The sequence below is a fragment of the Pseudonocardia alni genome (assembly GCF_002813375.1).
Classification (GTDB): domain Bacteria; phylum Actinomycetota; class Actinomycetes; order Mycobacteriales; family Pseudonocardiaceae; genus Pseudonocardia; species Pseudonocardia alni.
Genome location: NZ_PHUJ01000003.1, coordinates 4,793,161 through 4,817,130, shown reverse-complemented (window position 1 = coordinate 4,817,130; position 23,970 = coordinate 4,793,161). Strand labels below are relative to the sequence as shown.

The window sequence follows — 23,970 nt, the reverse complement described above, 5'->3', positions numbered from 1 at the left end:
GCCAGACGTCGTTCAGACCGCGGGAAAGGCCCCGACCAGCATGAGGGCCAGGGCCAGCCCGGGCAGGAAGTTGTTGACCGCGTGCGCCACGATCCCGGCGGTGACGCGGCCGGTCAGCAGCCGTGCGACCCCCAGCGGCAGGGCGACGACGAACAGCAGCGGCGCGCGCAGGAACTCGAGGTGGGCCAGCGCGAACACCGCCGTGGTCAGCACGAACACGACCCATCGGTTGCCGACCCAGTGCGCGATGGCGTTCCACAGCAGGCCGCGGTAGACGATCTCCTCGCAGACCGGGGCGACCACCACGACGCCGACCATCACGGCCAGCGCGACCGGCCACGTCGTGCGGATGCCCTCGAAGGCGACGCCGACCGAGGTCGTCAGGTCCGGGCCGACCAGGTAGAGGTAGGCCAGCGCGGCCGGGATCGTCACGAACAGCCCGGCGACGCCGATCAGCAGCCCGATGCCGACGTCCTCCCAGCGGAACCGCAGGCCCAGGTCGGCCAGCGGCCCGCTGCCGAACACCCGGGTCCAGACGACACAGGTGAGCGCGGCCAGGATCGTCGGGACGACGATCGCGAGCAGGACCTCCTGCGCGGAGTCGACCTCCCCCAGGCCCAGCGCCAGCAGGAACGACGAGCCGAGGAACACGATCTCGACGACCAGGAAGGCGAGCAGCCCGCGGAACGGTCGCGGCGGGGGCGGCGACGGCTCGATCCCGAACAGCCCGCGCCGCGGCGGCGGACCGTACGGCGCGCCCGGTCCGTAGGGCGCCGGACCACCCGGGCCGTACTGCCCGGGTGCACCCGGGGTGCCGTACTGCCCGGGTGCACCCGGGGTGCCGTACTGCCCGGGCCCACCCGGGGTGCCGTACTGCCCGGGCCCACCCGGGGTGCCGTACTGCCCGGGCCCGGCGGGGCCGTACTGCGCCGGCCGGTCCGGCCCCCCCGAAGGCGGCGGACCGGCGGGCGGCGGACCAGCGGCGTCGGACGGGGTGGAGCCGGCCGGGTCGTCGGCGGAGGCTCCGGGCGGTCCCGGCGGCGACCCGGGCGAACTGCTCATGCCCCCGTTGATACCCGACGTCCGCGGATCAGGACCACCGACGGGGCCCGCAGCACGCCGAGATCCCCCCGCGGGTCGCGGTCGTACACGACCAGGTCGGCCGGCGCACCGGGCACCGGACCCGCCGGGCGGCCCAGCCAGGACCGCGCGGCCCAGCTCGCGGCGCCGATCGGGTCCGGGTGCCCGGCGCGGGCCAGCTCGGCGATCTCGTCGGCGATCCGGCCGTGCCGGATGCCGCCGCCGGCGTCGGTGCCCGCGTAGACCGGGACCCCGGCCTCGATCGCGCGTCCGACGGTCTCCCAGGCGTGGGCGTGCAGGTCGCGCATGTGGCCGGCGTAGCGGGGGTAGCGCGTCGCCTTCTCCGCGATCCCGGGGAAGGTCTCGACGTTGATCAGGGTCGGCACCAGGGCGGTGCCACGGGCGGCCATCTCCTCGATGAGCTCGTCGGAGAGCCCGGTGCCGTGCTCGATGCAGTCGATCCCGGCCCGGATCAGCCCGGGCAGCGCCTCGGTGCCGAAGACGTGCGCGGTGACGCGGGCGCCGGCCCCGTGCGCCGCGTCGATGGCCTCGGCGAGCACCTCGTCCGGCCAGAGCGGGGCGAGGTCGGCGTCGTCGGGGCCCGCCGCGCGGTCGATCCAGTCCCCCACGAGCTTCACCCAGCCGTCGCCGCGGGCGGCCTGGGCCCGGACCTCGTCGACGAGCAGGCGCGGGTCGTCGAGCTCGGCGGCGAGCCCGGGAATGTAGCGCTTCGGGCGGGCGACGTGCCGCCCGGCCCGGATGATCTCGGGCAGGTCCTCGCGGGCCTGCAGCGGCGAGGTGTCGACCGGGGACCCGCAGTCGCGCAGCAGCAGGGTGCCCGCGTCGCGGTCGGCGCGGGCCTGCGCCGCGCACTCCTCCAGGTCGGTGACCGGGCCGTCCGGGCCGAGCCCGACGTGGCAGTGCGCGTCGACCAGGCCGGGGACGATCCAGCCGTCGGTGACCAGGTCCTCCGCCCCGGGCAGCGGCTCCGGGCTGACCCGCCCGGAGCCGTCGACGTACAGGTCGGCGCCCGCGGCACCGTCGGGGCCCAGCAGCGTTCCGCGGAGCCGCCACCCCGCGGCCGGAAGATCGGTCATGGGTGGCGACCCTAGCTACTTCTTCTTGCCGAAGTTCAGCTTCGACGGGTCGAACCCGGGCGGCAGCTGGTCGAGGTTGCCCAGTCCGGGCGGGAGCTGCTGCAGGCTCGGCGGCAGGTTCGACAGGTCCGGCGCCCCGGCCGCGGCACGGTTCGCGGGGTTGCCGCTGCGCCGGCCCTTCTTGGCCTGCCGGGCCTTGCGCGGGTTCTTCGGGACCTTCTTGGTCGCGCTGCGCCCGCCGCCGCCGAAGCCGAACTGGCCGGCCATCTGCTTCATCATCTTGCGGGCCTCGAAGAAGCGGTTGACCAGGTCGTTCACATCGGAGACCGACACGCCGGACCCGCTCGCGATGCGCTGGCGGCGCGACGCGTTGATGATCTTCGGGTCCTCCCGCTCGGCGGGGGTCATACCGCGGATGATCGCCTGCAGGCGGTCGATCTGACGGTCGTCGACCTGTTCGAGCGCGGCCTTCGCCTGCCCGGAGTTCATCCCCGGGAGCATGTTCAGGATGTTGCCGATCGGCCCCATCTTGCGCAGCTGCAGCATCTGCTGGAGGAAGTCCTCCAGGGACAACTCACCGGAGCTGATCTTCGCGGCAGCGGCCGCGGACTGCTCCGCGTCGAAGACCTGCTCGGCCTGCTCGATGAGGGTGAGCAGGTCGCCCATCCCGAGGATGCGCGAGGACATCCGGTCGGGGTGGAAGACGTCGAAGTCCTCGAGCTTCTCGCCGTTCGAGGCGAAGAGGATCGGCTGGCCGGTGACCTCGCGGACGCTCAGCGCGGCACCACCGCGGGCGTCGCCGTCGAGCTTGGTGAGCACGACACCGGTGAAGCCGACGCCGTCGCGGAACGCCTCGGCCGTGGCCACGGCGTCCTGACCGATCATCGCGTCGACGACGAACAGGACCTCGTCGGGCTGCACCGCGTCCCGGATGTCGGACGCCTGGCGCATCAGCTCCTCGTCGACGCCGAGACGGCCCGCGGTGTCGACGACGACCACGTCGTACTGCTTGTCGCGGGCGTGCGCGATGCCGTCGCGGGCGACGCCGACCGGGTCGCCGGGGCCCTCGGGGAGCTCACCGGAGCCGGTGGCGCCGGGGTGCGGTGCGTAGGTCGGGACGCCGGCGCGCTCACCGACGATCTGCAGCTGGTTGACCGCGTTGGGACGCTGCAGGTCGCAGGCCACGAGCAGCGGGGTGTGCCCCTGCCCCCGGAGCCAGCGCGCGAGCTTGCCGGCCAGGGTCGTCTTACCGGCACCCTGCAGACCCGCCAGCATGATGACCGTCGGCGGTTCCTTGGCCAGGTGCAGCCGCCGCGTCTCGCCGCCGAGGATCGCGACGAGCTCCTCGTTGACGATCTTGACGACCTGCTGGGCCGGGTTCAGGGCCTGGGAGACCTCCGTCCCCTTGGCCCGGTCCTTGATGCGCGTGATGAACCCGCGCACCACCGGCAGGGCGACGTCCGCCTCCAGCAGCGCGATCCGGATCTCGCGCGCGGTGGCGTCGATGTCGGCGTCGGAGAGCCGGCCCTTGCCGCGCAGGTCGCGCAGCGTGGATCCGAGCCGCTCGGAGAGGGAGTCGAACACCCTTACCAGCCTACTTGGCCAGCGCCAGTCCCCCACGGGCACCGGAGCGATCGGTGCGACGGACCGAGGACCAGCCGGTCTCGGTGCCCGCCCGCAGGGCGTCGGCGGTGTCGCGGGCGCGCCGCGCGTGCGCCGCGAACGGGCGCGAACGGACCACCCGTCCGCGTGCGTGCTGGCCGTCGAGTGCCTGGTCGGGGGCGGTGTCGAGCCACAGCAGGTGCGGTGCGCGGCCGCCGAGACGGGCCAGCGCGCGGATCGCGGCGCGCACCCGGGGCGCGGTCGCGGGCAGGTGGACCACGACGGTGTCCGCGGGGCCGAGGGCCGCGGTGACCACCGACGCCCGGTGGGTCAGGTGGGTCAGCCACCGGTAGGCCGGGTACGGCGTCGCGGCCGGGAGCAGCCGCGCGAGCACGGCCCGGGTGGTCCCGGAGTCGAGGACCCGGGTACCCGCCGGGGCGTCGAGCCCGGCGAGCAGCGTGCTCTTGCCCGCCCCCGGCAGGCCCGCGACCAGCAGCAGCGACCGCCCCGGCAGGACGACGACCAGCGGCGCCGCCGGGCCGTCGTCGGACGGAGGGCCGGGGCGAACGGGCACGCCGGTGCCGTCGGTATCGGCGCGGCGGTGCTCGGTGGGGCGGTGCTCGGTGTCGCGGGTCGGCGGGACGGCGCCGGTCGGCACGGCACGGGCGGTGGTCATGTGTGGTGAAACGGTCCGGTCGCCCGGATCGTTCCGATCACCCGGTGTGTCCGGCCCGCCGCGGACCGTCCCCGGCCCGGTCCGCCAGGCCGCGAGACGCACGTTCCCGCCCTCCGCGGGGCGCGAACGTGCTGATCAACGCCCCGGTGCGGGTGGGGCGGGCGCGGGGTGGGCCGGGGCGGCGGGGCCGGTGATGATCACCCGGTCGGCCGCAGGGCTACAGGGCGTCGGAGCCGCGCTCCCCGGTACGGACGCGGACGACGTTCTCCACCGGGACGACCCAGACCTTGCCGTCGCCGATCCGGCCGGTGTGCGCGGCGTCGACGACCGCCTGCACGACCCGGTCGGCCTGCTCGTCGTCGACGACGACCTCGACCTTGACCTTCGGGACGAAGTCGACCGAGTACTCCGCGCCCCGGTAGACCTCGGTGTGGCCCTTCTGGCGGCCGAAGCCCTGGACCTCCGAGGTCGTCAGGCCCAGCACCCCGAGCCCCTCGAGCGCGTCCTTGACGTCGCCCAGGACGAACGGCTTGACGATCGCGGTCACCAGCTTCATCGGTCCCCCTCCTCGGTGATCCGCCCGGCCGGCCCGCGGCCCGCCGTGCGCATCGTGCTGAACTCGTACGCGGTCTCGGCGTGCTCGGCCTCGTCGATGCCGCCGTGCTCGTCGTCGGGGGCGGCGCGGAAGCCGATCGTCCGCGACACCACCCAGGCGATCAGCGCCGTCATCCCGAACGCCCAGACCGCCGCGACCAGCACCGACAGCGCCTGCCTGCCGAGCTGGGCGGGGCCGCCGCCGTAGAACAGGCCGTCGGCGCCCGCCGGGTTGACCGCGTCGGTCGCGACCAGACCCAGCATCAGCATGCCGATGACCCCGCCGATCCCGTGGATCGCGACGACGTCGAGCGAGTCGTCGTAACCGAACCGGTACTTCAGCCGGATCGCGAGCTGACACAGCAGCCCGGCGAGCACGCCGATCGCCAGCGCACCCCAGGTGTCGACGTAGCCGCAGGCCGGGGTGATCGCGACCAGCCCGGCGACGGCGGCCGAGGCGGCCCCGAGGCTGGTCGGACGGCCGTCGAGCCGGTCCTCCAGGACCAGCCACGCGACGACGGCGGCGGACGCGGCGGTCATCGTGGTGACGAAGGCGTTGGCCGCGGTGGCGCCGGCGGCGAGCGCGGACCCGGCGTTGAACCCGAACCAGCCGAACCACAGCAGGCCCGCCCCGAGCAGCACCAGCGGCAGGTTGTGCGGGCGCATCGGCTCGCGCGGCCAGCCGCGGCGGGCGCCGAGGACCAGCGCGAGCGCGAGCGCCGAGGCGCCGGAGTTCACCTCGACCGCGACGCCGCCCGCGAAGTCGAGGGCGCCGACGGTGTTGACCAGCCAGCCGCCACGCTGCGACACCGCTCCGTCGACGGCGAAGGTCCAGTGCGCGAGCGGGATGTAGACCACGACCACCCAGACCGCGACGAACAGCGTCCAGGCCCGGAACCGGGCACGGTCGGCGACGGCGCCGGACACCAGTGCCCCGGTGATCACGGCGAACATCAGCTGGAACATCGCGAACGCCTGCACCGGCACGTCGCCGACCAGCGCGTCCGGGTCGGTGATCCCGGCCAGCTCGAACCCGCCGATCAGCCCGCCGTGCGAGTCACCGAAGGCCAGCGAGAACCCGAACACGACCCAGACGAGGCCGATCACGCCGAGGCAGACGATGCTCATCATCATCATGTTGAGCACGCTCTTGGCGCGGACCATGCCGCCGTAGAACAGCGCCAGCCCCGGGGTCATGAGCATGACCAGGGCGGCACTGCCGAGCAGGTAGGCGGTGTTCCCGGTGTCCACGTCGACACTCCTCGTCGCACGCTGCACCGGGCGGGACCGCACCGGCGACGAGCATGATCGTCGCCGGGCTGCCGCTGTTGCAAGGCGACACGACCCGCGTCACGTCGTCGGTCGGGCCTCCCCGCGCCCGGCGGCCACCGCGAGGACCGCCTTCTCGATCTCGCTGCGGGCCGACCGGTCCGGGGACCCGCCGATGCCGAAGGAGTCGACGACCGAGGCGCCGAGGGTCTCGACCCGCGCCCAGACGAGGTCGACCCCGGTCCGTTCGAGGGCGGCGGTGACGTGGTGGAGCAGCCCGATGCGGTCGGTGCCGCGCAGCTCCAGCACGACCGCGCCGGTGGCCTCGTCGTCGAACCACAGCACCCGCGGCGGGGCGGTCCGTTCCACCTCCGGCGTCGACGGCGCGTAGTCGCGTTCCTTGCGGGCCAGCGCCTGCACCAGGTCCAGCGACCCGGCGCGCACCCGCACCAGGTCGGAGCGGACCAGCGCCGGGTCGGGCAGGCCGCCGAACCGCGGGGTCACCGCGAACGTCTCGACCGCGACCCCGTCGGACACGTTCACGTCGGCGGTGTGCACCTGCAACGAGTGCAGGGCGAGCACCCCGGCGACGGCCGACAGCACCCCGCGCCCGTCGGGCAGCGCGACGGTGACCGACGCGACGTCGTCGTCGCCTGCGAAGCGGACCTGCGGCTCCCCCGCCGCCGTGACGGCGCCGACCATCTCCCGGTGGGCCGGGTCCGGCGGGCCGGGCTCGACGAACGGGCGGCCGTCGAGCGCGGACAGGCAGCGCCCGGCCAGCCCCTGGATCAGGGTGCGCCGCCACGGGCTCCAGACGCCGGGCCCGGTGCCGAGCGAGTCGGCCTCGGCCAGCGCGCCGAGCAGCTCGAGGAGCAGCGCCACGTCGGCGTCGCCCCGGCCGGTCGGTGCGACCGCCTCGCGCAGCGTCTCGAGCACCCGCGACACCGTCGCCGGGTCCTCCGGGTCGCGACGGGTCGCGGTGTGGGGCAGCAACAGGTGGTGGCGCACCATCGCCGCGAGCAGCACGAGATCGCCCTCGCGCAGCCCGAGCCGCTCGCCGATCTGGCGCACCAGCGACTCGCCCACCACCGAGTGGTCACCGCCGCGGCCCTTGCCGATGTCGTGCAGCAGCGCGCCGACCAGCAGCAGGTCCGGGCGCGCGACCCGGGTGGTGAGCCGGGCGGCCTCGGCACAGACCTCGACGAGGTGGCGGTCGACCGTCCAGACGTGCGTGCGGTCCCGCGGCGGCAGGTCGCGGACAGCGCCCCACTCGGGGAACAGCCGCCCCCACAGCCCGGTGCGGTCCAGCGACTCGACCACCGCGACGGCGGCCTTGCCGGTCCCGAGCAGGGCGAGCAGCTCGGCCAGCGCCGTCCGCGGCCACGGTGCGCGCAGCTCCGGGGCGGTGTCGGCGAGCCGGGACAGAGTGCCCGCGGAGATCGGCAGCCCGGTGCGGGCTGCGGTGGCGGCGACCCGCAGGACCAGGGCCGGGTCCTTCGCCGCGGACGCGTCGCGGGCGAGCCCGACCTCCCCCGCGTGCTCGACGACGCCGGAGTCCAGCGGTCGGCGCACCGGCGGGCGGCGGAGCGCGGCGAGCCCCCGGCGGGGCAGCGCGTTGCGGGCCTGGCGCAGCCCGACCTCGGCCGCGAAGGCGACCGCGCGGGCCGCACCCGACAGGGCGCGGGCCAGGTCGAAACGGTCCCCGACCTCGAGGATCGTGGCGATGTCGTCGGCCTCCTGGGCGCGCAGGACGTCGCGGGCCCGGCCGGAGAGCCGGTGCAGCTCGGTGCGCACGTCCAGCAGCAGCGCACGGGCGGCGACGACGTCGGGCCCCGGCCGGTCGACGAGCTGGGCGGTGGCCAGGGCGTCGAGCAGCTGCACGTCCCGCAGGCCGCCGTGGCCGTTCTTCAGGTCCGGCTCGATGCGGTGGGCGACGTCGCCGTTGCGCCGCCAGCGGTCGGTGGTGGTGTCGACGATCTCGTCGAAGCGGCTGCGCATCCCGGCCCGCCAGGCCGCACGGACGGCGTCGCGGACCTTGCCGGTGAGCGTCGCGTCCCCCGCGACGTGCCGCAGCTCCAGCAGCCCGAGGGCCGCCCGCAGGTCGGTCGCCGCGATCTGCACGGCCTGTCCGGGGGTGCGCACCGAGTGGTCGAGCCCGATCCCGGCGTCCCAGAGCGGGTACCAGAGCTTCTCCGCGAGCGCGTCGACGTCGGTCCGGCCGTCGTACAGGAGCACGAGGTCGAGGTCGGACCAGGGGCACAGCTCGCGCCGGCCGAGCGCACCGACGGCCGCCAGCGCCGTCCCGCTGCCCTCACCGCCGACCCCGAGTGCCGCGCACCGGGAGGAGAGCCAGAAGTCGTGCAGGTCGACCAGCGCGGCCCGCAACGCCTCCGGGCCGTGGTGGTGCCGGCCGTTGGATTCCAGGAGGACCGATTTCGCCTTGACCAGGTCCGCCGCTTCGCCCGACCCGAGGACCGTCATCGCCCCGCGCCACCCGCTTCCTGTTCGTTCGAGTAGTGGACCGCTTACATGCCGTGATGTCCGATTCGAGTCCGGACGGCGGACGGCCCGCCGCACTCCGAGAAGGGAGCGCGACGGGCCGTCGCGAGGGACCGTCGGTCAGATGGCGTCGGCGCCGCGTTCTCCGGTCCGGACGCGGACCACGGTCTCGACCGGGGTCACCCAGACCTTGCCGTCACCGATCTTGCCGGTGCGGGCGGCCTCGACGACCGCGTCGACGACCTTGTCCTGCAGCGCGTCGTCGACCACGACCTCGACGCGGACCTTCGGCACGAAGTCGACCGAGTACTCCGCGCCCCGGTAGACCTCGGTGTGGCCCTTCTGGCGGCCGTAGCCCTGGACCTCGCTGATGGTCAGACCGAGCACGCCGATCTGCTCCAGGGCGCCCTTGACGTCCTCCAGGACGAACGGCTTGACGATGGCGGTCACGAGCTTCACGGGTCAGACCTCCTGCTTCGCGACGGGGGTGGCCTTCGCCTCGGTGGCGGGCTTCGGCGAGGAGCCGAGACCGCTGCCGCCGCGCAGGCCGGAGAACTCGTAGCCGGTCTCGGCGTGCTCCGCCTCGTCGATGCCGGCCTGCTCGGCCTCGTCCTCGACGCGCAGGCCCAGGGTGGCCTTGACGATGAAGGCGATGATCGCGGTCACGATGCCGCAGTAGACCAGCGTGGCGAGCGCGGCCACGGCCTGGCGCCAGAGCTGGTCGACGCCGCCGCCGTAGAACAGACCGTTGGTCTCGTCGGGGGCGATGTCGGTGGCGAAGAACCCGATGGCCAGGGTGCCCCAGAGGCCGGCGACGAGGTGGACGCCGACGACGTCGAACGAGTCGTCGTAGCCGAGCTTGTACTTCCAGCCGACCGCGTAGGCCGACAGTGCACCGGCGAGGACACCGATGGCGAGCGCGCCCAGCGGGGAGACCGAGGCGCAGGCCGGGGTGATCGCGACCAGACCCGCGACGATGCCGGAGGCGGCGCCGAGCGAGGTGGCCTTGCCGTAGCGGATCTTCTCGATCAGCAGCCAGCCGAGGATGGCGGCGGCCGTGGCGGCGATGGTGTTGGTGAAGGCGTAGGCGGCGGCCCAGTCGGCGGCACCGGACGACCCGGCGTTGAAGCCGAACCAGCCGAACCAGAGCAGACCGGCGCCGAGCATGACCATGGTCAGGTTGTGCGGGCGCATGGCCTCACGCGGCCAGCCGCGACGCTTGCCCAGGATGATGCAGAGGACCAGGGCGGCCATACCGGCGTTGATGTGGACGGCGGTACCACCGGCGAAGTCGAGCGCGCCCAGCGAGGTGGCGATCCAGCCCTGCTCCAGGTCGAAGACCCAGTGCGCGATCGGGAAGTAGACCAGGACGGCCCACAGGCCGGAGAAGAGCATCCACGCGCCGAACTTCATGCGGTCGGCGGCGGCACCGGCGATCAGCGCGACCGTCAGGATCGCGAACATCGCCTGGAAGCTGACGAAGGCCAGCTGCGGCAGCGTCTCGGCGGCCTGGTCGTTCGCCAGGATCGCGGTGAGGCCGAAGTAGGCGAACGGGTCGCCCAGCAGGCCGCCGCCGAGGTCCGGGCCGAAGGTCATCGAGTATCCGAACAGGATCCAGAGGACACCGACGAGGCCCAGCGAGCTGAAGCACATCATCATCATGTTCAGCACGCTCTTGGACCGGGCCTGGCCGCCGTAGAACAGCGCGACCCCCGGTGTCATGAGCAGTACGAGCGCGGCGCTCGCCAGGATCCAGGCGGTGTCGCCGCCGTTGAGGGCCTCTGCAGGCACTGTTCCTCCCATGTCCGTCCATCTGGCTGACTGGGGAGGAAGAATGGTGATCGCGTGTTTCGCATTCGGCGCCTGTCCGTTTCGTAACGGTTAACAGGCAGCCGCGACGGATGACGGTTGGGTTACCCAACCGGATCCGGAGGATCGAAGGTCATCCGGATGGTCCGGTTCGTGACATGGCGCACGGTGCGGGCCGTCCGCGACGGCCCGCACCGTGACCTCAGTCGAGCAGTGCCTCGACGAACGCGGTGGGCTCGAACGGGGCCAGGTCGTCGGGGCCCTCACCGAGCCCGACGAGCTTGACCGGCACCCCCAGCTCGCGCTGCACGCGGAACACGATGCCGCCCTTGGCGGTGCCGTCGAGCTTGGTGAGCACCACCCCGGTGACGTCCACGACCTCACCGAACACCCGCGCCTGGGTCAGCCCGTTCTGGCCGGTGGTGGCGTCGAGGACGAGCAGGACCTCGTCGACCCGGGCCTGCTTCTCGACGACGCGCTTGACCTTGCCCAGCTCGTCCATCAGGCCGGTCTTGGTGTGCAGCCGGCCCGCGGTGTCGAGCAGGACGGCGTCCACCCCGTCGTCGGTGCCGCGCTTGACGGCGTCGAAGGCGACCGAGGCCGGGTCGGCGCCCTCGGGCCCGCGGACGACACCCGCACCGGAGCGCTCGCCCCAGGTGACGAGCTGCTCGGCGGCGGCGGCCCGGAAGGTGTCGGCCGCGCCGAGTGTCACCCGGTGCCCACCCGCGACCAGCACCCGGGCGAGCTTGCCGGTGGTGGTGGTCTTGCCGGTGCCGTTGACGCCGACGACCAGCAGCACCGCGGGCCGCCCGTCGTGCGGCAGCGCGTGCACCGAGCGGTCCTGGCCGGTGCCGAGGGCCTCGACGAGCACGTCGCGCAGTGCGGCGCGGGCCTGCTCGGCGGTGCGGACGCCGCGGGTCGCGATCTGCTCGCGCAGCTTCTCGACGATCTCGGCGGTCGTCTCGGGGCCGAGGTCGGCCTGCAGCAGGGTGGCCTCGATGTCCTCCCAGGACTCCTCGTCCAGGTCACCGGCGCCGAGCAGGCCCAGCAGGCTCTGGCCGAGCCCGGAACGCGAGCGGGACAGCCGCCCGCGCAGCCGGCCGATCCGGCCCTCGGCCGGGGCGATGTCCTCGGTGGGCGCGCCCGGGGCGACCGGCGCCTGCGGGTCCGCCGCCCCCGGGCGCGCGACCGGCTCGGTCGGGGTGCTCGGTGCGGCCTCCGGGCGCGCGACCGGCTCGGTCGGGGCGCTCGGTGCGGCCTCCGGGCGCGCGACCGGCTCGGTCGGGGCACTCGGTGCGACCTCCGGGCGCGCGACCGGCTCGGTCGGGGCACTCGCGGCGGGTGGGGCCGGTACCTGCTCGGTGGTGCCGCCGTCGGGCGTCGCCACGGTCCCGGCAGCCCCGGAGGAGCCCTCGGCGCGGCGGAGCTGGCGGGTGGCCGGGTCCTTGCTGGCCTCGGCCGTGTCGATGACGCGGGCGTCCGGGGTACCGGTGACGGTCCCGGTCTGCTCGGTGGGGACGGTCGGGCTGCTGGGCGGCGCGGTCGACGGGACCGGCGGGGCGGTGCTGACCGGGATGCCCCCGGGCGGGGTGCGGGCCTCGGTCGCCCCGTCGACGACGGGGGTGCCGCCGGGCGGGGTCCGGACCTCGTCGGCGGTCGGTGCGTCGGCGGCCTCGGCGGGCGGCGCCGGCGCGGCCGGGGTGGCGGGGGTCGGTGTGGCGGCGGTCGGGGCGTCGTCGCCGGGGGCGCGCGGCCGCTCGGGCGCGGTGGCCGTCCCGGAGGAGAACGCGAACCCGCCCCCGGCCTGGTAGCTGCCGCCGGTGCGCGGTGGCTCGTCCGTACCGGTCCCGAGCTCGCGCTGCTGCTCGTCGGACCGCAGGCTGATGCGCCGTCGGCGGGCGATCACCAGCCCGGCGACGACGGCGATCAGCAACACCGCCACGACGATCGCGACGACGATCCAGAGGGTCTGCGTGGTCACGACGCCACCCTGCCACGCCCGGCCGACCCGCCGTGCAGGACGGGCCGGTCAGCCGGTCAGGAGGCGGGGCGCAGGCGCTGGGAGATGACCTGGGTGATGCCGTCGCCGCGCATCGAGACACCGTAGAGGGCGTCGGCGACCTCCATCGTCGGCTTCTGGTGGGTGATGACGATGAGCTGGCTGGTGGTGCGCAGCTCCTCCATCAGCGAGATGAGCCGGCGCAGGTTGACGTCGTCGAGGGCGGCCTCGATCTCGTCGAGGACGTAGAACGGCGAGGGCCGGGCCCGGAAGATCGCGACGAGCAGCGCCATCGCGGTCAGTGAGCGCTCCCCGCCGGACAGCAGCGAGAGCCGCTTGACCTTCTTGCCCGGCGGGCGGGCCTCGACCTCGATGCCGGTGGTGAGCATGTCGTCGGGGTCGGTGAGCACGAGCCTGCCGTCGCCTCCGGGGAACAGCGTCGCGAACACGGTCTCGAACTCGGCGGCGACGTCGTGGTAGGCGGTGGTGAAGACCTCGAGGATCTTGTCGTCGACCTCGCGGACGACGGTGAGCAGGTCACGCCGGGTGTTCTTCAGGTCCTCGAGCTGGGTGGACAGGAACTTGTAGCGCTCCTCCAGCGCCGCGAACTCCTCCAGCGCGAGCGGGTTGACCTTGCCGAGCAGCGACAGGTCCTTCTCGGCCCGCTTGAGGCGGCGCTCCTGGGTGGGCCGGTCGAACGGGACCGGCGGCGGCGCGGAGACCTGCTCACCGCGCTCGCGTGCGGCCTCGTACTCGGCGGTCTCGGCGGCCGACGGCGGCACCGGGACCTCGGGCCCGTACTCGGCGACGAGGTCGTCGACGCCGATGCCGTGGTCACCCAGGATCTTCTCGGTCAGCTGCTCCAGGCGCATCCGGGTCTGCTGGCGCACCATCTCGTCGCGGTGGACGGCGTCGGTGAGCTTCTCCAGCAGCGCGGTGAGCTTCGTCGTGGTGTCGCGGGCCTCGGTGTGGGCCCGCTCGCGTTCGGCGCGGGCGGCCTGGATCTCGTCGCGCTCGGCGGCCGCGGCGGCCAGGGAGCGTTCGATCCGCCCGGCGGCGACGTGCCCGGCGTCGACGACGAGCCGGGCGACCTCGGAGGCCCGCTCCCGTTCCGCGGCCGCGGCGGCGGCCCGGGACCGGGCGAGGCGCTCACCGTGCGCCTGGCGGCGCAGGGTCTCGGCGCGCCCGGCGATGGCGCGGGCCCGCTCCTCGGCGGTGCGCAGCGCGAGACGGCACTCGACCTCCTCGGAGCGGACCTGTTCGACCCGCTCGGCGGCCTCGTCACGCAGCTCGGTGTCGGGCTCGTCGTCGACCGGGGCGTCGGAGGCCAGCGACAGCTGGTGCTCGGCGGCCTCCAGCTCGATCAGTGAGTCCGACCGCCGCCGTTCGACGGTGTCGCGGCGGTCGCGCAGCCGCTCGGCCTCGGCGCGGGCGGAGGTGACGACCTGTTCGAGCCGCCCGAGCTGGGCGGCGGCGGCCGAGCGGCGCCGGTCGGCGTCGGCGACGGCGGCGCGGGCCGCGGTCAGGTCGGCCCCGCGGGCGGTCTCCTCGGCGCGGGCACCCTCGCAGGTGGGGCGCAGCGACTCCAGCTCGGCGTCGACGGCGTCGCGGGCGGTGACCGCGTCGTCGACGGCGGCCTGCAGCTGCAGCGCGCCCTCCCCTGCGCCGGTGCCGCCGCGGGCGGCGTGCGCGGTGAGCAGGTCCCCCTCGGTCGTGACCGCGGTCAGCCCCGGCCGGGCCCCGACGGCGGTGGCCGCCGCGTCCAGGCCGTCGACGACGACCACCCCGGCCAGCAGCTCCCCCAGCGCCGGGGCGAGCGCGGGCGGGGCGGTGACGAGCGCGGCCGCCCAGCGCCCGGCGGGCGGGGCGCCCTCGGGGACCGGGACCCGCACCCGCCCGGCGGAGCGGTCGGCCCCCGCGGCACCGGCGCCGACGAGCAGCGCGGCCCGGCCCGCGTCACCACGGCGCAGGGACCGCAGCGCGTCGGCCGCGGACACCACGGAGGCGACGGCGACGCCCTCGGCGAGCTCGCCCAGCGCCGCGGCGACCGCGGCCCGCCCGGACGGCTCGACCTCGACGAGCTCGGCGACGGCGCCGAGCACACCGTCGTCGCCGGAGTCGAGCAGGGCGCCGGTCCCGTCGCGGCGGACCAGGCCGACCTGCAGGGCGTCGACCCGGGCGCGCCAGTGCGCGCGGCGCTGCTCGGCGTCGCGTTCGGCGGCGACCAGCTCGGCGACCCGCTCGGCCGCGCTGCGGTGCGCGGCCTCGGCCTGCTCGACCCGGGCGGCGAGCGCGTCGGCGTCTGCGTCGTCCCCGGACACGCCGAGGGACTCCCGCGCGGTCTCCAGCTCGGCCTCGGCCTCGGCGGTGCGGGCGCCCGCCTCGGCGAGCGCCTCGGACAGCCGCTCGATCTCCTCCGCGGTCGCGGCGACGCCGGAGCGCAGCGCGTCGGCCTTCCCGGCGAGGGTGGCGATCCCGGCGCGGCGGTCGGCGATGGCACGCACGGCGGCCAGGTGCTCGCGCTCGGCGGCGGCGAGGGTCCGCTCGCGCTCGGCCTTCTCGGTGACGGCCTCGTCGAGCAGGCGCCGGGCGTCGGCGACGGCGGCGACCAGCTCGTCCTCCTGCTCCGCGACCGCGTCGGCCTCGGCCTCGGTCTCGTCCGGGTCGCGGCCGGGGGTGCGCCCCGCCTCGGCCGAGGAGGTGAGGTGGCGGACGCGTTCCTCGGCGAGGCGCACGGTGCCGCGCAGCCGCTCGGCCAGCGCGGAGAGCTGGTACCAGGTGTCCTGGGCGACCTGCAGCCGCGGCGCGTCCGCGGCGAGCGCGGTCTCCAGCTCGTCCTGGCGCTCGCGGGCGACGTCGAGCTGCTCCTCGACCTCGGCGCGGCGGCGCCGCGCCTGCTCCTGGGACGCCTCCTCACGCCGGGTCTCCTCGGACAGGGTCACGTAGTCGTCGGCGGCGAGGCGGAGCCGGGCGTCGCGCAGCTCGGTCTGCACGGCCTGGGCGCGGCGGGCGATCTCGGCCTGGCGGCCCAGCGGCTTGAGCTGGCGGCGCAGCTCGGCGGTGAGGTCGGTGAGCCGGGTGAGGTTGGCCTGCATCGCGTCGAGCTTGCGGAGCGCCTTCTCCTTGCGCTTGCGGTGCTTGAGGACCCCGGCGGCCTCCTCGATGTAGGAGCGGCGGTCCTCCGGCTTGGACTGCAGCACCCCGTCGAGCTGGCCCTGCCCGACGATGACGTGCATCTCCCGGCCGATGCCCGAGTCGCTGAGCAGCTCCTGCACGTCGAGCAGCCGGGCGCGGGAGCCGTTGATCTCGTACTCGCCGGCGCCGTCGCGGAACATCCGGCGGGTCACCGAGACCTCGGAGTAGTCGATCGGCAGGGCGCCGTCGGAGTTGTCGATGGTGAGGGTGACCTCGGCGCGGCCCAGCGCCGCCCGGCCGGACGTGCCGGCGAAGATCACGTCCTCCATCTTGCCGCCGCGCAGCGCCTTGGCGCCCTGCTCGCCGAGCACCCAGCTGATCGCGTCGACGACATTGGACTTGCCCGAGCCGTTCGGCCCGACGACGCAGGTGATCCCGGGCTCCAGGCGCAGCGTGGTGGCCGAGGCGAAGGACTTGAAGCCCTTCATCGTCAGCGTCTTGAGGTGCACGGGCGGGGATCTCCAGGGGCGCGGGGGCGACCAGGGTAGCCGGGCGGGCCGCCGTGCCCGACGGCCCGCCCGCGCACCCTCAGCCGGTGGGGGCGGAGGCGTTGACCAGCCAGCGGACGCCGAAGCGGTCGGTGAGCTGGCCGAACTCGTCGCCCCACATCTGCTTCTCCATCGCGACGTCGACGACGCCGCCCTCGGCGAGCCCGGCGAAGAAGCCACGCAGCTTGTCCGGGTCGTCGCCGGACAGGCTGACCGAGATGCCCGACGGCGGCCCCACCGGGCGCTGCGGGTCACCGTCGGAGGCCATCAGGGCGAAGCCGTCGGGGGTGCCGAGGTAGGCGTGCATGACGCCGTCCGGCGGCGGGACGGGGCCCTCGGCGCCCATGTCACCGAAGGTCATGATCTGCAGCTCGCCGCCCAGCACGGAGCGGTAGAACTCCATCGCCTCCCGCGCACGGTGGTCGAAGTGCAGGTACGGGGTCATCTGGACGGGCATCGGGACCTCCGGGGTCGGTGTGGGCACAGGTGTAGACCCCCGCACCGACAGAACTGAGCGGTCAGGCCTCGATGAACCCGGAGAATGCTCCGGACGGCTCAGCCCACTGCTCCGACACCGACGTCACCCGCCCCGGGGTGTCCCCGCCGCGCAGCAGCTCCAGCAGACGGTCGCAGGCGGCGCGGTCACCCTCCGCGGTCACCGCGACCCGGCCGTCGGACAGGTTGCGGGCCTGGCCGACGAGGCCGAGCTCGAGCGCCCGCGACCGCGTCCACCAGCGGAAACCGACGCCCTGCACCTGCCCCTGGACCCATGCGATCAGCCGAACGGTCGAATCCGTGTTGCCACTCACAGTGCTGGTACGTTACGCGGCCGTGACCCGACGACGCACACCGCGCGCCGCGAGCGCCGTGCTCGGCGGGGTGGGGGCCGGCGCCGTGCTGGCCATGGCCGCCCCGCTCGCCGCACCGGCGCTCACGGCAGTGGGCTCGCCCGACGCCGAACGGCCCGGTGGACCGGTCTCCGACACCCAGCCGCTCCGGGCGGTCGGCGCCGCCTACGCGACGACCGCCCCGGCCGGTGACGGCGCCCCGGTCGACGGCGCCGAGCTCGTCCGCGGTGCGCTCGCCGCCGCCCCGGCCGACCCGGGCTCCTCCGCCCGGACCGCGCTCGACGCGCTCTCCGCGCACGAGGCGGCCACCGCCGCGGCCGCCACCGCCGAGCCCGTCACCGGCCGCACCTCCGGGCCGGGCCCCGCGGCCCGTCCGGCGGTCCCGTCGGCGAGGGGCGCCGTGGCCGGGCTGTCCGGCGAGCTCGCCCGGGTCGTGGAGCTGACCAACGCCGAGCGGGCCGCCGCGGGCTGCGGTGCGCTGCGGGCCGACCCGCGGATCAGCGCGGCCGCCCAGGGCCACAGCGAGGACATGGCCGCCCGGGGCTACTTCGCCCACGACAGCCGCGACGGCCGGGACTTCGCCGACCGCATCACCGCGGCGGGCTACGACTCCCCCGGCGCGGAGAACATCGCGATGGGCCAGCCGGACGCGGCGACCGTCGTGCAGGACTGGATGGAGTCCCCCGGGCACCGGAAGAACATCCTGGACTGCTCGCTGACCACGATCGGCATCGGGCTGGCCGACGGGTACTGGACCCAGGACTTCGGCCGCTGAGGCCGGCTCAGCCGTCGAACCGGTACCCCATCCCCGCCTCGGTGATCAGGTACTTCGGCCGTGACGGCACCGGCTCCAGCTTGCGCCGCAGCTGGGCGAGGTAGACCCGCAGGTAGTGGGTCTCGGTGCCGTACTGCGGACCCCAGACCTCGCGCAGCAGCCGCTTCTGCTCGACGAGCTTGCCCCGGTGGCGCACCAGCAGCTCCAGGATCCCCCACTCGGTCGGGGTCAGGTGCACCTCGGCGCCGTCGGCGCGCGCGACCGTCTTGGCAGCGAGGTCGACGGTGAAGTCCGCGGTGGTGACCACGGCCTCGCCGTCGACGGTCGACACGGCGGCGCGGCGCACCGCGGCCCGCAGCCGGGCCAGCAGCTCGGACATCCCGAACGGCTTGGTGACGTAGTCGTCGGCGCCGGCGTCGAGCGCCCGGACCTTGTCGGTGGAGTCGGTGCGCGCGGACAGCACGATCACCGGCACCGTGCTCCACCCGCGCAGCCCCTCGACGACCTCGGTGCCGTCGAGGTCGGGCAGCCCCAGGTCGAGGACGACGACGTCCGGATGCCCGTCCGCGGCCGCCCGCAGCGCGGCCGAGCCGTCGGCGGCGACGAGCACCGTGTAGCCGTGCGCGGTGAGGTTGATCCGCAGGGCCCGGAGGATCTGCGGGTCGTCGTCGACGACGAGCACCCGCACCCCGTTCGCTGCGCCGCGCGCGGGCGCGTTCACGACGCCACCACGACGGCCGCGGCGGGCAGCGACACGACGACGGTGAGGCCCCCGCCGGGCGTGTCCTCGGCGGTGAGCTCGCCGTCCATCACCGCGGTCAGCCCGCGGGCGACCGACAGTCCCAGCCCGAGCCCGGCCACGGCGTCGCGGTCGCCGAGCCGCTGGAACGCCGCGAACAGCGCGTCCCGCTCGCGGGGGGCCACCCCGCGGCCGTGGTCGACCACCCGCAGCTCCACCCGGTCGCCGTAGGCGCTGGCCCGCAGCGCGACCTCGGACCCGCCGCCGTGGCGCAGGGCGTTGTCCACGACGTTGGCGACGACCCGGTCCAGGAGCCCGGCGTCGGCGAGCACGTCGGGCACGTCCTCGCCGATCTCCAACCGGACCCGGTCGGCGCCCTCCAGGCCGAGCAGCGCGGTCGCGGCGACCTCGTCGTAGCCGACCGGGGCGAGCAGCGGGGTCACCGCGCCCGCGGCGAGCCGCGAGGAGTCGAGCAGGTTGTCCACCAGCGCGGTGAGCCGGTCCGCGGACTCCTCGACGGTGGCGAGCAGCTCGGCGCGGTCGGCGTCGTCGAGGGGCAGGTGCTCGTCGCGCAGGCTGCCCGCGGCCGCCTTGATCGAGGTCAGCGGGCTACGGAGGTCGTGCCCGACGGCCGACAGCAGCGCCCCGCGGGTCTCGTTGGCCGCCGCGCGCCGCTCGGCGTCGGCGGCGCCGGCCTCGGCGCGCTGCCCGCGCAGCGCCAGCAGCGCCTGCCCGCCGACGACCTCCAGCAGCCTGCGATCCGCGGCGGGCAGGGTGCGGCCGGTCCCGACCAGGTGCAGCCCCTCGGCGACGACGACGTCGACGTCGGCCTGGTCGGGCCGCGCGCAGTCCCCGGCGTCGCCGGTGCAGGCGACCCGGCGCCACACCCGGTCCTCGCCGCGTTCGAGCAGCGCGACCGACCGCAGCGCCCACGTCTCGCGGACCTTGTCCAGCAGCCGCGGCAGCGGGTCGGAGCGGGTCAGCACGGTCCGCGCGAACGACGCCAGCAGCGCCGCCTCCGCCCGGGCCCGCGCGGCCTGCTCTGCGCGCCGCGCCGCCCGGTCGACGACCAGCGCGACGAGCACCCCGACCAGCAGCATCGTCGCGACGGTGAGGACGTTGCCCGGGTCGGCGATGACCAGGGAGTACAGCGGCAGGGAGAGGAAGAAGTTCAGCAGCAGCCCGCCGAGCAGGGCGGCGAGCAGGGCCGGGCCGAGCCCGCCGGCGAGAGCGGCGAGCACGGTGGCGAGGAAGTAGAGGACGACGTCGGTGGACAGGTCCACCCACGGTGACAGGACGACGCCCAGCACCGTCGCGACGGCCGGGCCCGCGACGGCGACGGCCCAGCCGAGCGCCTGGCGGGACGCGGGCAGAGCGGTGCGCAGTCGCGGCAGGCGCAGCGCGCGACCGGCCTCACGATGGGTGACCATATGCACGTCGATCGGCCCGGACTCCTGCACGACGCGTGCGCCGATGCCCGGGTCGAACACCCGCGCCAGGCGCGAGCGCCGCGACGTGCCGAGCACCACCTGGGTGGCGTTGGTGCCGCGGGCGAAGTCGAGCAGGGCGTCCCCGACCGACTCGCCGACGACGGTGTGGAACGACGCACCGACGCCCTCGGCCATCCGGCGCACCCGGTCGGCGGCGCCGACCTGGCCGCCGGACAGGCCGTCGCCGCGCAGCACGTGCACGGCCATCAGGTCCGCGCCGCCGGACCGTTTCGCGATCCGCGCCGCGCGCCGCAGCACCGTCTCCGACTCCCGTCCACCGGTCAGCGCGACGACGACGCGCTCGCGGGTCTCCCAGATCTCGTCCACCTGCTTCTCGCTGCGGTAGCGGCGCAGCGCGGTGTCCACCTCGTCGGCGATCCACAGCAGGGCCAGCTCGCGCAGCGCGACCAGGTTGGGGACCCGGAAGTAGTGGGCGAGGGCGGCGTCGATCCTCTCCGCGGCGTAGATGTTGCCGTGGGCGAGTCTGCGGCGCAGCGCCTCCGGGGTGATGTCGACGATCTCGATCTGCTCGGCGGCGCGCACGACGTCGTCGGGCACGGTCTCCTGCTGGCGGGCCCCGGTGATCGTCGCGACGACGTCGCCGAGCGACTCCAGGTGCTGCACGTTGACCGTGGAGATGACGTCGATGCCTGCGGCGAGCAGCTCCTGCACGTCCTGCCAGCGCTTGGCGTTGCGCGAGCCGGGCGCGTTGGTGTGGGCCAGCTCGTCGACCAGCGCGACCTGCGGGCGGCGCGCCAGTACGGCGTCGAGGTCCATCTCCTCCAGCCGGGTGCCGTGGTGCTCCACGGCCCGGCGCGGGACGGCCTCCAGCCCGTCGAGCAGCGCGGCGGTGCGGTCGCGGCCGTGGGTCTCCGCGACACCGACGACGACGTCGGTGCCGCGCCCGAGGCGGCGGTGGGCCTCGCCGAGCATGGCGAAGGTCTTGCCGACCCCGGGCGCGGCGCCGAGATGGATGCGGAGCTCACCCCTCATCCGGCCATTGTCGGCCCTGCTCACCCGCGCGCGTCCCGCACGGACAGGTTGAGTTCGGTGACGTTCACCCGCGGCTCCCCGAGGAACCCGAGGGTGCGCCCGGACGTCGCGGCGGCGACGAGCTCGCCGACGCGCGCGACGGGCAGCCCGGTGACCCGCGCGACGCGGGGCACCTGCAGGGCCGCGTACTCCGGGCTGATGTCCGGGTCGAGCCCGGACGCCGACGTGGTCACCGCGTCGGCCGGGACCGCCTGCGGCGCGACGCCCTCGCGGGCGGCGATCACCGCGCGGCGCTGGTGCACGGCGGCCAGCAGCCCGTCGTCGAAGCCGCCCTTGTTCGACCCGCCGGAGGTGGCGGTGTCGGCCGGGCCGAGACCGTCCTCGGCCTCCGCCGACGCCGCGGGCCGGGTGTGGAAGAACGGGTCGGCGGCCGGGTCGGGCGCGACCGGGTCGATCCCGATCAGCGACGACCCGGCGCCGCCCGGCAGCACCGAGCCCTCGGCCCGGGCCTCCAGGCCCGGGATCCGGGCGACGCCCCAGATCGCGAGCGGGTAGACGATCCCGCACAGGACCGTCATGACGAGGAGCACGCGCAGACCGGTGGCGGTCTGGCGGCGCAGGGTGGTGAGCATCAGATCCCCGGGACGAGACGGACGAGCAGGTCGATGAACGCGATCCCGGCGAACGGGGTGACGACCCCGCCGAGGCCGTAGACGAGCAGGTTGCGGCGCAGCAGCGACGCCGCCGAGGACGGCCGGTACCGCACCCCGCGCAGGGCGAGCGGGATCAGCGCGACGATGACCAGCGCGTTGAAGACGACCGCGGAGAGGATCGCGGACTCGGGCGTCGCCAGGCCCATCACGTTGAGCAGTCCCAGCGACGGGTAGAGCGCGACGAACATCGCGGGCAGGATCGCGAAGTACTTCGCGAGGTCGTTGGCGACGGAGAACGTCGTCAGCGCGCCGCGGGTGATGAGCAGCTGCTTGCCGATCTCGACGATCTCGATCAGCTTGGTCGGGTCGGAGTCCAGGTCGACCATGTTCCCGGCCTCCTTCGCGGCGGAGGTGCCGGTGTTCATGGCGACGCCGACGTCGGCCTGGGCGAGCGCGGGCGCATCGTTGGTGCCGTCGCCGGTCATCGCCACGAGCCGCCCACCTTCCTGCTCACGGCGGATGTAGGCGAGCTTGTCCTCCGGCGTGGCCTCGGCGATGTGGTCGTCGACGCCGGCCTGCGCGGCGATCGCCGCGGCGGTGCGCGGGTTGTCGCCGGTGACCATCACCGTGCGGATGCCCATCGCGCGCAGCTCGGCGAACCGCTCGGCCATGCCGGGCTTGACGACGTCGGACAGCTCGATCACTCCGAGCACGCGAGCACCGCGCCCGTCCGGGGCGTCGGCGGCCGCGACGACCAGCGGGGTCCCGCCGTCGTCGGACACGGTCTCGACGATGCGGTCGACCTCGGCCCGGTCGGCGGCCTGCGCCCACTCCAGGATCGCGGCCGCGGCGCCCTTGCGGACGACTTCGCCGTCGAGGTCGATACCCGACATCCGGGTCTGCGCGGTGAACGGCACGAACTCCGCGACGGCCTCCGCGGCGTCGGCCTCGGGGGCGAGCCCGTGCTCGGACGCGCAGAGCTCGACGATGCTGCGGCCCTCGGGCGTCTGGTCGGCCAGGCTCGACAGCCGGGCCGCGCGGGCGAGCTCGTCGGTCCCGGTGCCGCCCACGCCGTGCAGCGCGGTGGCGCGACGGTTGCCGAAGGTGATGGTGCCGGTCTTGTCGAGCAGCAGCGTGTCGACGTCACCGGCGGCCTCGACGGCGCGGCCGGAGGTGGCGAGCACGTTGCGCTGCACCAGCCGGTCCATGCCGGCGATGCCGATCGCGGACAGCAGCGCGCCGATGGTGGTCGGGATCAGGCAGACCAGCAGCGCGGTGAGCACGAGCAGCGGGACCTGCGTGCCGGCGTAGGCGCTCATCGGGGCGATCGCGACGACCGCGAGCAGGAAGATGATCGTCAGGGCCGAGAGCAGGATCGTCAGGGCGATCTCGTTCGGCGTCTTCTGCCGGGCCGCGCCCTCGACGAGCGCGATCATCCGGTCGACGAAGGACTCCCCCGGCCTCGTCGTGATCCGCACGACGATCCTGTCCGACAGCACGGTGGTGCCGCCGGTGACGGCGCTGCGGTCGCCGCCCGCCTCCCGGATGACCGGCGCGGACTCGCCGGTGATGGCGGACTCGTCGACCGAGGCGATGCCGTGCACGACGTCGCCGTCGCCGGGGATCGTCTCCCCCGCCTCGACGACGACGAGGTCGCCGAGGCGCAGCTGCGCGCCGGGGACCTGCTCCTCGGCGGCGTCGCGGTCGGCGGGCGCGTCGGTGACCAGCCTGCGGGCGACGGTGTCGCGCTGGGTGGCCCGCAGCGAGGCGGCCTGGGCCTTGCCGCGCCCCTCCGCGACGGCCTCGGCGAGGTTGGCGAACAGCACGGTGAACCACAGCCACACCGCGACGAGCACCGCGAACACGCTCGGGTCCGCGACGGCGAGCACCGTGACCAGCACGGACCCGACCCAGACGACGAACATGACCGGGTTGCGGGCCTGCACGCGTGGGTCCAGCTTGCGCAGCGCCTCGGGCAGCGCCGCCAGCAGCTGCCCCGGGGCGAAGGCCCCCGCGGCGACGGGCGCGGGCGCCGGGTCGGACGCCTGCGGCCCGGTGGTGGGCCGCTCGGTGGACACGGACACGTTCTCCTCCGGTCGGGGGATCCCCCCACCGCCGTCTGCTCCGAGGGTCACTTTCGTAGCGCTGTAAGCCACGAAGGTTC

Annotated in this window: 18 protein-coding genes; 1 reads left to right on the top strand and 17 read right to left on the bottom strand. The window is 75.1% G+C overall.

Translation table 11 applies throughout. The features are described 5' to 3' along the window. Nucleotides 1-12: 12 nt before the first annotated feature. From ATL51_RS29115 to ATL51_RS23635, 13 genes are all read right to left on the bottom strand, one after another. Nucleotides 13-1,062, bottom strand: coding sequence for a CPBP family glutamic-type intramembrane protease (locus ATL51_RS29115; protein ID WP_100879981.1), 1,050 nt, complete (start codon nucleotides 1,060-1,062; stop codon nucleotides 13-15). Next, nucleotides 1,059-2,177: an amidohydrolase family protein gene (locus ATL51_RS23690; RefSeq protein WP_073578180.1), complete on the bottom strand. Its 1,119-nt coding sequence runs from the start codon at nucleotides 2,175-2,177 to the stop codon at nucleotides 1,059-1,061. Before ATL51_RS23690 ends, ATL51_RS29115 begins: the two co-directional genes overlap by 4 nt. Before the next feature lie 15 nt (nucleotides 2,178-2,192). Then, complete coding sequence (ffh, locus tag ATL51_RS23685) at nucleotides 2,193-3,761, bottom strand: signal recognition particle protein (protein ID WP_073578181.1); 1,569 nt, start codon at nucleotides 3,759-3,761, stop codon at nucleotides 2,193-2,195. Between the two features lie 10 nt (nucleotides 3,762-3,771). Beyond that, the gene (locus ATL51_RS23680) at nucleotides 3,772-4,455 is read right to left on the bottom strand and encodes an AAA family ATPase (RefSeq protein WP_083659098.1); all 684 of its coding nucleotides are present in this window, start codon (nucleotides 4,453-4,455) and stop codon (nucleotides 3,772-3,774) included. Between the two features lie 217 nt (nucleotides 4,456-4,672). Beyond that, a complete protein-coding gene (locus tag ATL51_RS23675; protein ID WP_100879980.1) occupies nucleotides 4,673-5,011 on the bottom strand; it encodes a P-II family nitrogen regulator in 339 nt (112 codons plus the stop codon). Next, complete coding sequence (locus ATL51_RS23670) at nucleotides 5,008-6,300, bottom strand: ammonium transporter (RefSeq protein WP_208623057.1); 1,293 nt, start codon at nucleotides 6,298-6,300, stop codon at nucleotides 5,008-5,010. The genes ATL51_RS23675 and ATL51_RS23670 overlap by 4 nt, the downstream gene beginning before the upstream one ends. Nucleotides 6,301-6,399: 99 nt before the next feature. Further along, a complete protein-coding gene (locus ATL51_RS23665) occupies nucleotides 6,400-8,799 on the bottom strand; it encodes a [protein-PII] uridylyltransferase (RefSeq protein WP_100879979.1) in 2,400 nt (799 codons plus the stop codon). A 138-nt stretch (nucleotides 8,800-8,937) separates the two neighbouring features. Further along, on the bottom strand, nucleotides 8,938-9,276 hold the full coding sequence (locus ATL51_RS23660; protein ID WP_062401001.1) for a P-II family nitrogen regulator: 339 nt from the start codon (nucleotides 9,274-9,276) through the stop codon (nucleotides 8,938-8,940). Between the two features lie 3 nt (nucleotides 9,277-9,279). Further along, nucleotides 9,280-10,539 (bottom strand): ammonium transporter, encoded by a 1,260-nt coding sequence (locus ATL51_RS23655; RefSeq protein WP_237454072.1) that lies wholly within the window; start codon nucleotides 10,537-10,539, stop codon nucleotides 9,280-9,282. Between the two features lie 289 nt (nucleotides 10,540-10,828). Then, nucleotides 10,829-12,607, bottom strand: coding sequence for a signal recognition particle-docking protein FtsY (gene ftsY / locus ATL51_RS23650; RefSeq protein ID WP_208623056.1), 1,779 nt, complete (start codon nucleotides 12,605-12,607; stop codon nucleotides 10,829-10,831). 56 nt (nucleotides 12,608-12,663) lie between these two features. Beyond that, a complete protein-coding gene (gene smc / locus ATL51_RS23645; protein ID WP_100879978.1) occupies nucleotides 12,664-16,269 on the bottom strand; it encodes a chromosome segregation protein SMC in 3,606 nt (1,201 codons plus the stop codon). 79 nt (nucleotides 16,270-16,348) lie between these two features. After that, nucleotides 16,349-16,765 (bottom strand): VOC family protein, encoded by a 417-nt coding sequence (locus ATL51_RS23640; RefSeq protein ID WP_100880899.1) that lies wholly within the window; start codon nucleotides 16,763-16,765, stop codon nucleotides 16,349-16,351. Nucleotides 16,766-16,826: 61 nt separating this feature from the next. Beyond that, on the bottom strand, nucleotides 16,827-17,117 hold the full coding sequence (locus tag ATL51_RS23635) for an acylphosphatase (RefSeq protein ID WP_100879977.1): 291 nt from the start codon (nucleotides 17,115-17,117) through the stop codon (nucleotides 16,827-16,829). A 22-nt stretch (nucleotides 17,118-17,139) separates the two neighbouring features. On the opposite strand from ATL51_RS23635, the gene ATL51_RS29110 reads away from it, so the two are divergent. Next, on the top strand, nucleotides 17,140-17,931 hold the full coding sequence (locus ATL51_RS29110) for a CAP domain-containing protein (protein ID WP_301549161.1): 792 nt from the start codon (nucleotides 17,140-17,142) through the stop codon (nucleotides 17,929-17,931). Between the two features lie 7 nt (nucleotides 17,932-17,938). Here the strand turns inward: ATL51_RS29110 and ATL51_RS23625 are convergent, their stop codons facing one another. The 4 genes from ATL51_RS23625 to kdpB are packed head-to-tail and all read right to left on the bottom strand — an operon-like array spanning nucleotide 17,939 to nucleotide 23,890. After that, nucleotides 17,939-18,652: a response regulator gene (locus tag ATL51_RS23625; RefSeq protein WP_301549160.1), complete on the bottom strand. Its 714-nt coding sequence runs from the start codon at nucleotides 18,650-18,652 to the stop codon at nucleotides 17,939-17,941. Further along, nucleotides 18,649-21,153 (bottom strand): sensor histidine kinase, encoded by a 2,505-nt coding sequence (locus ATL51_RS23620; protein ID WP_100879976.1) that lies wholly within the window; start codon nucleotides 21,151-21,153, stop codon nucleotides 18,649-18,651. Before ATL51_RS23620 ends, ATL51_RS23625 begins: the two co-directional genes overlap by 4 nt. Before the next feature lie 20 nt (nucleotides 21,154-21,173). Continuing rightward, on the bottom strand, nucleotides 21,174-21,785 hold the full coding sequence (locus tag ATL51_RS23615; protein WP_100879975.1) for a potassium-transporting ATPase subunit C: 612 nt from the start codon (nucleotides 21,783-21,785) through the stop codon (nucleotides 21,174-21,176). Next, nucleotides 21,785-23,890, bottom strand: coding sequence for a potassium-transporting ATPase subunit KdpB (gene kdpB, locus ATL51_RS23610; RefSeq protein ID WP_100879974.1), 2,106 nt, complete (start codon nucleotides 23,888-23,890; stop codon nucleotides 21,785-21,787). Before kdpB ends, ATL51_RS23615 begins: the two co-directional genes overlap by 1 nt. Between the last annotated feature and the right edge of the window lie 80 nt (nucleotides 23,891-23,970).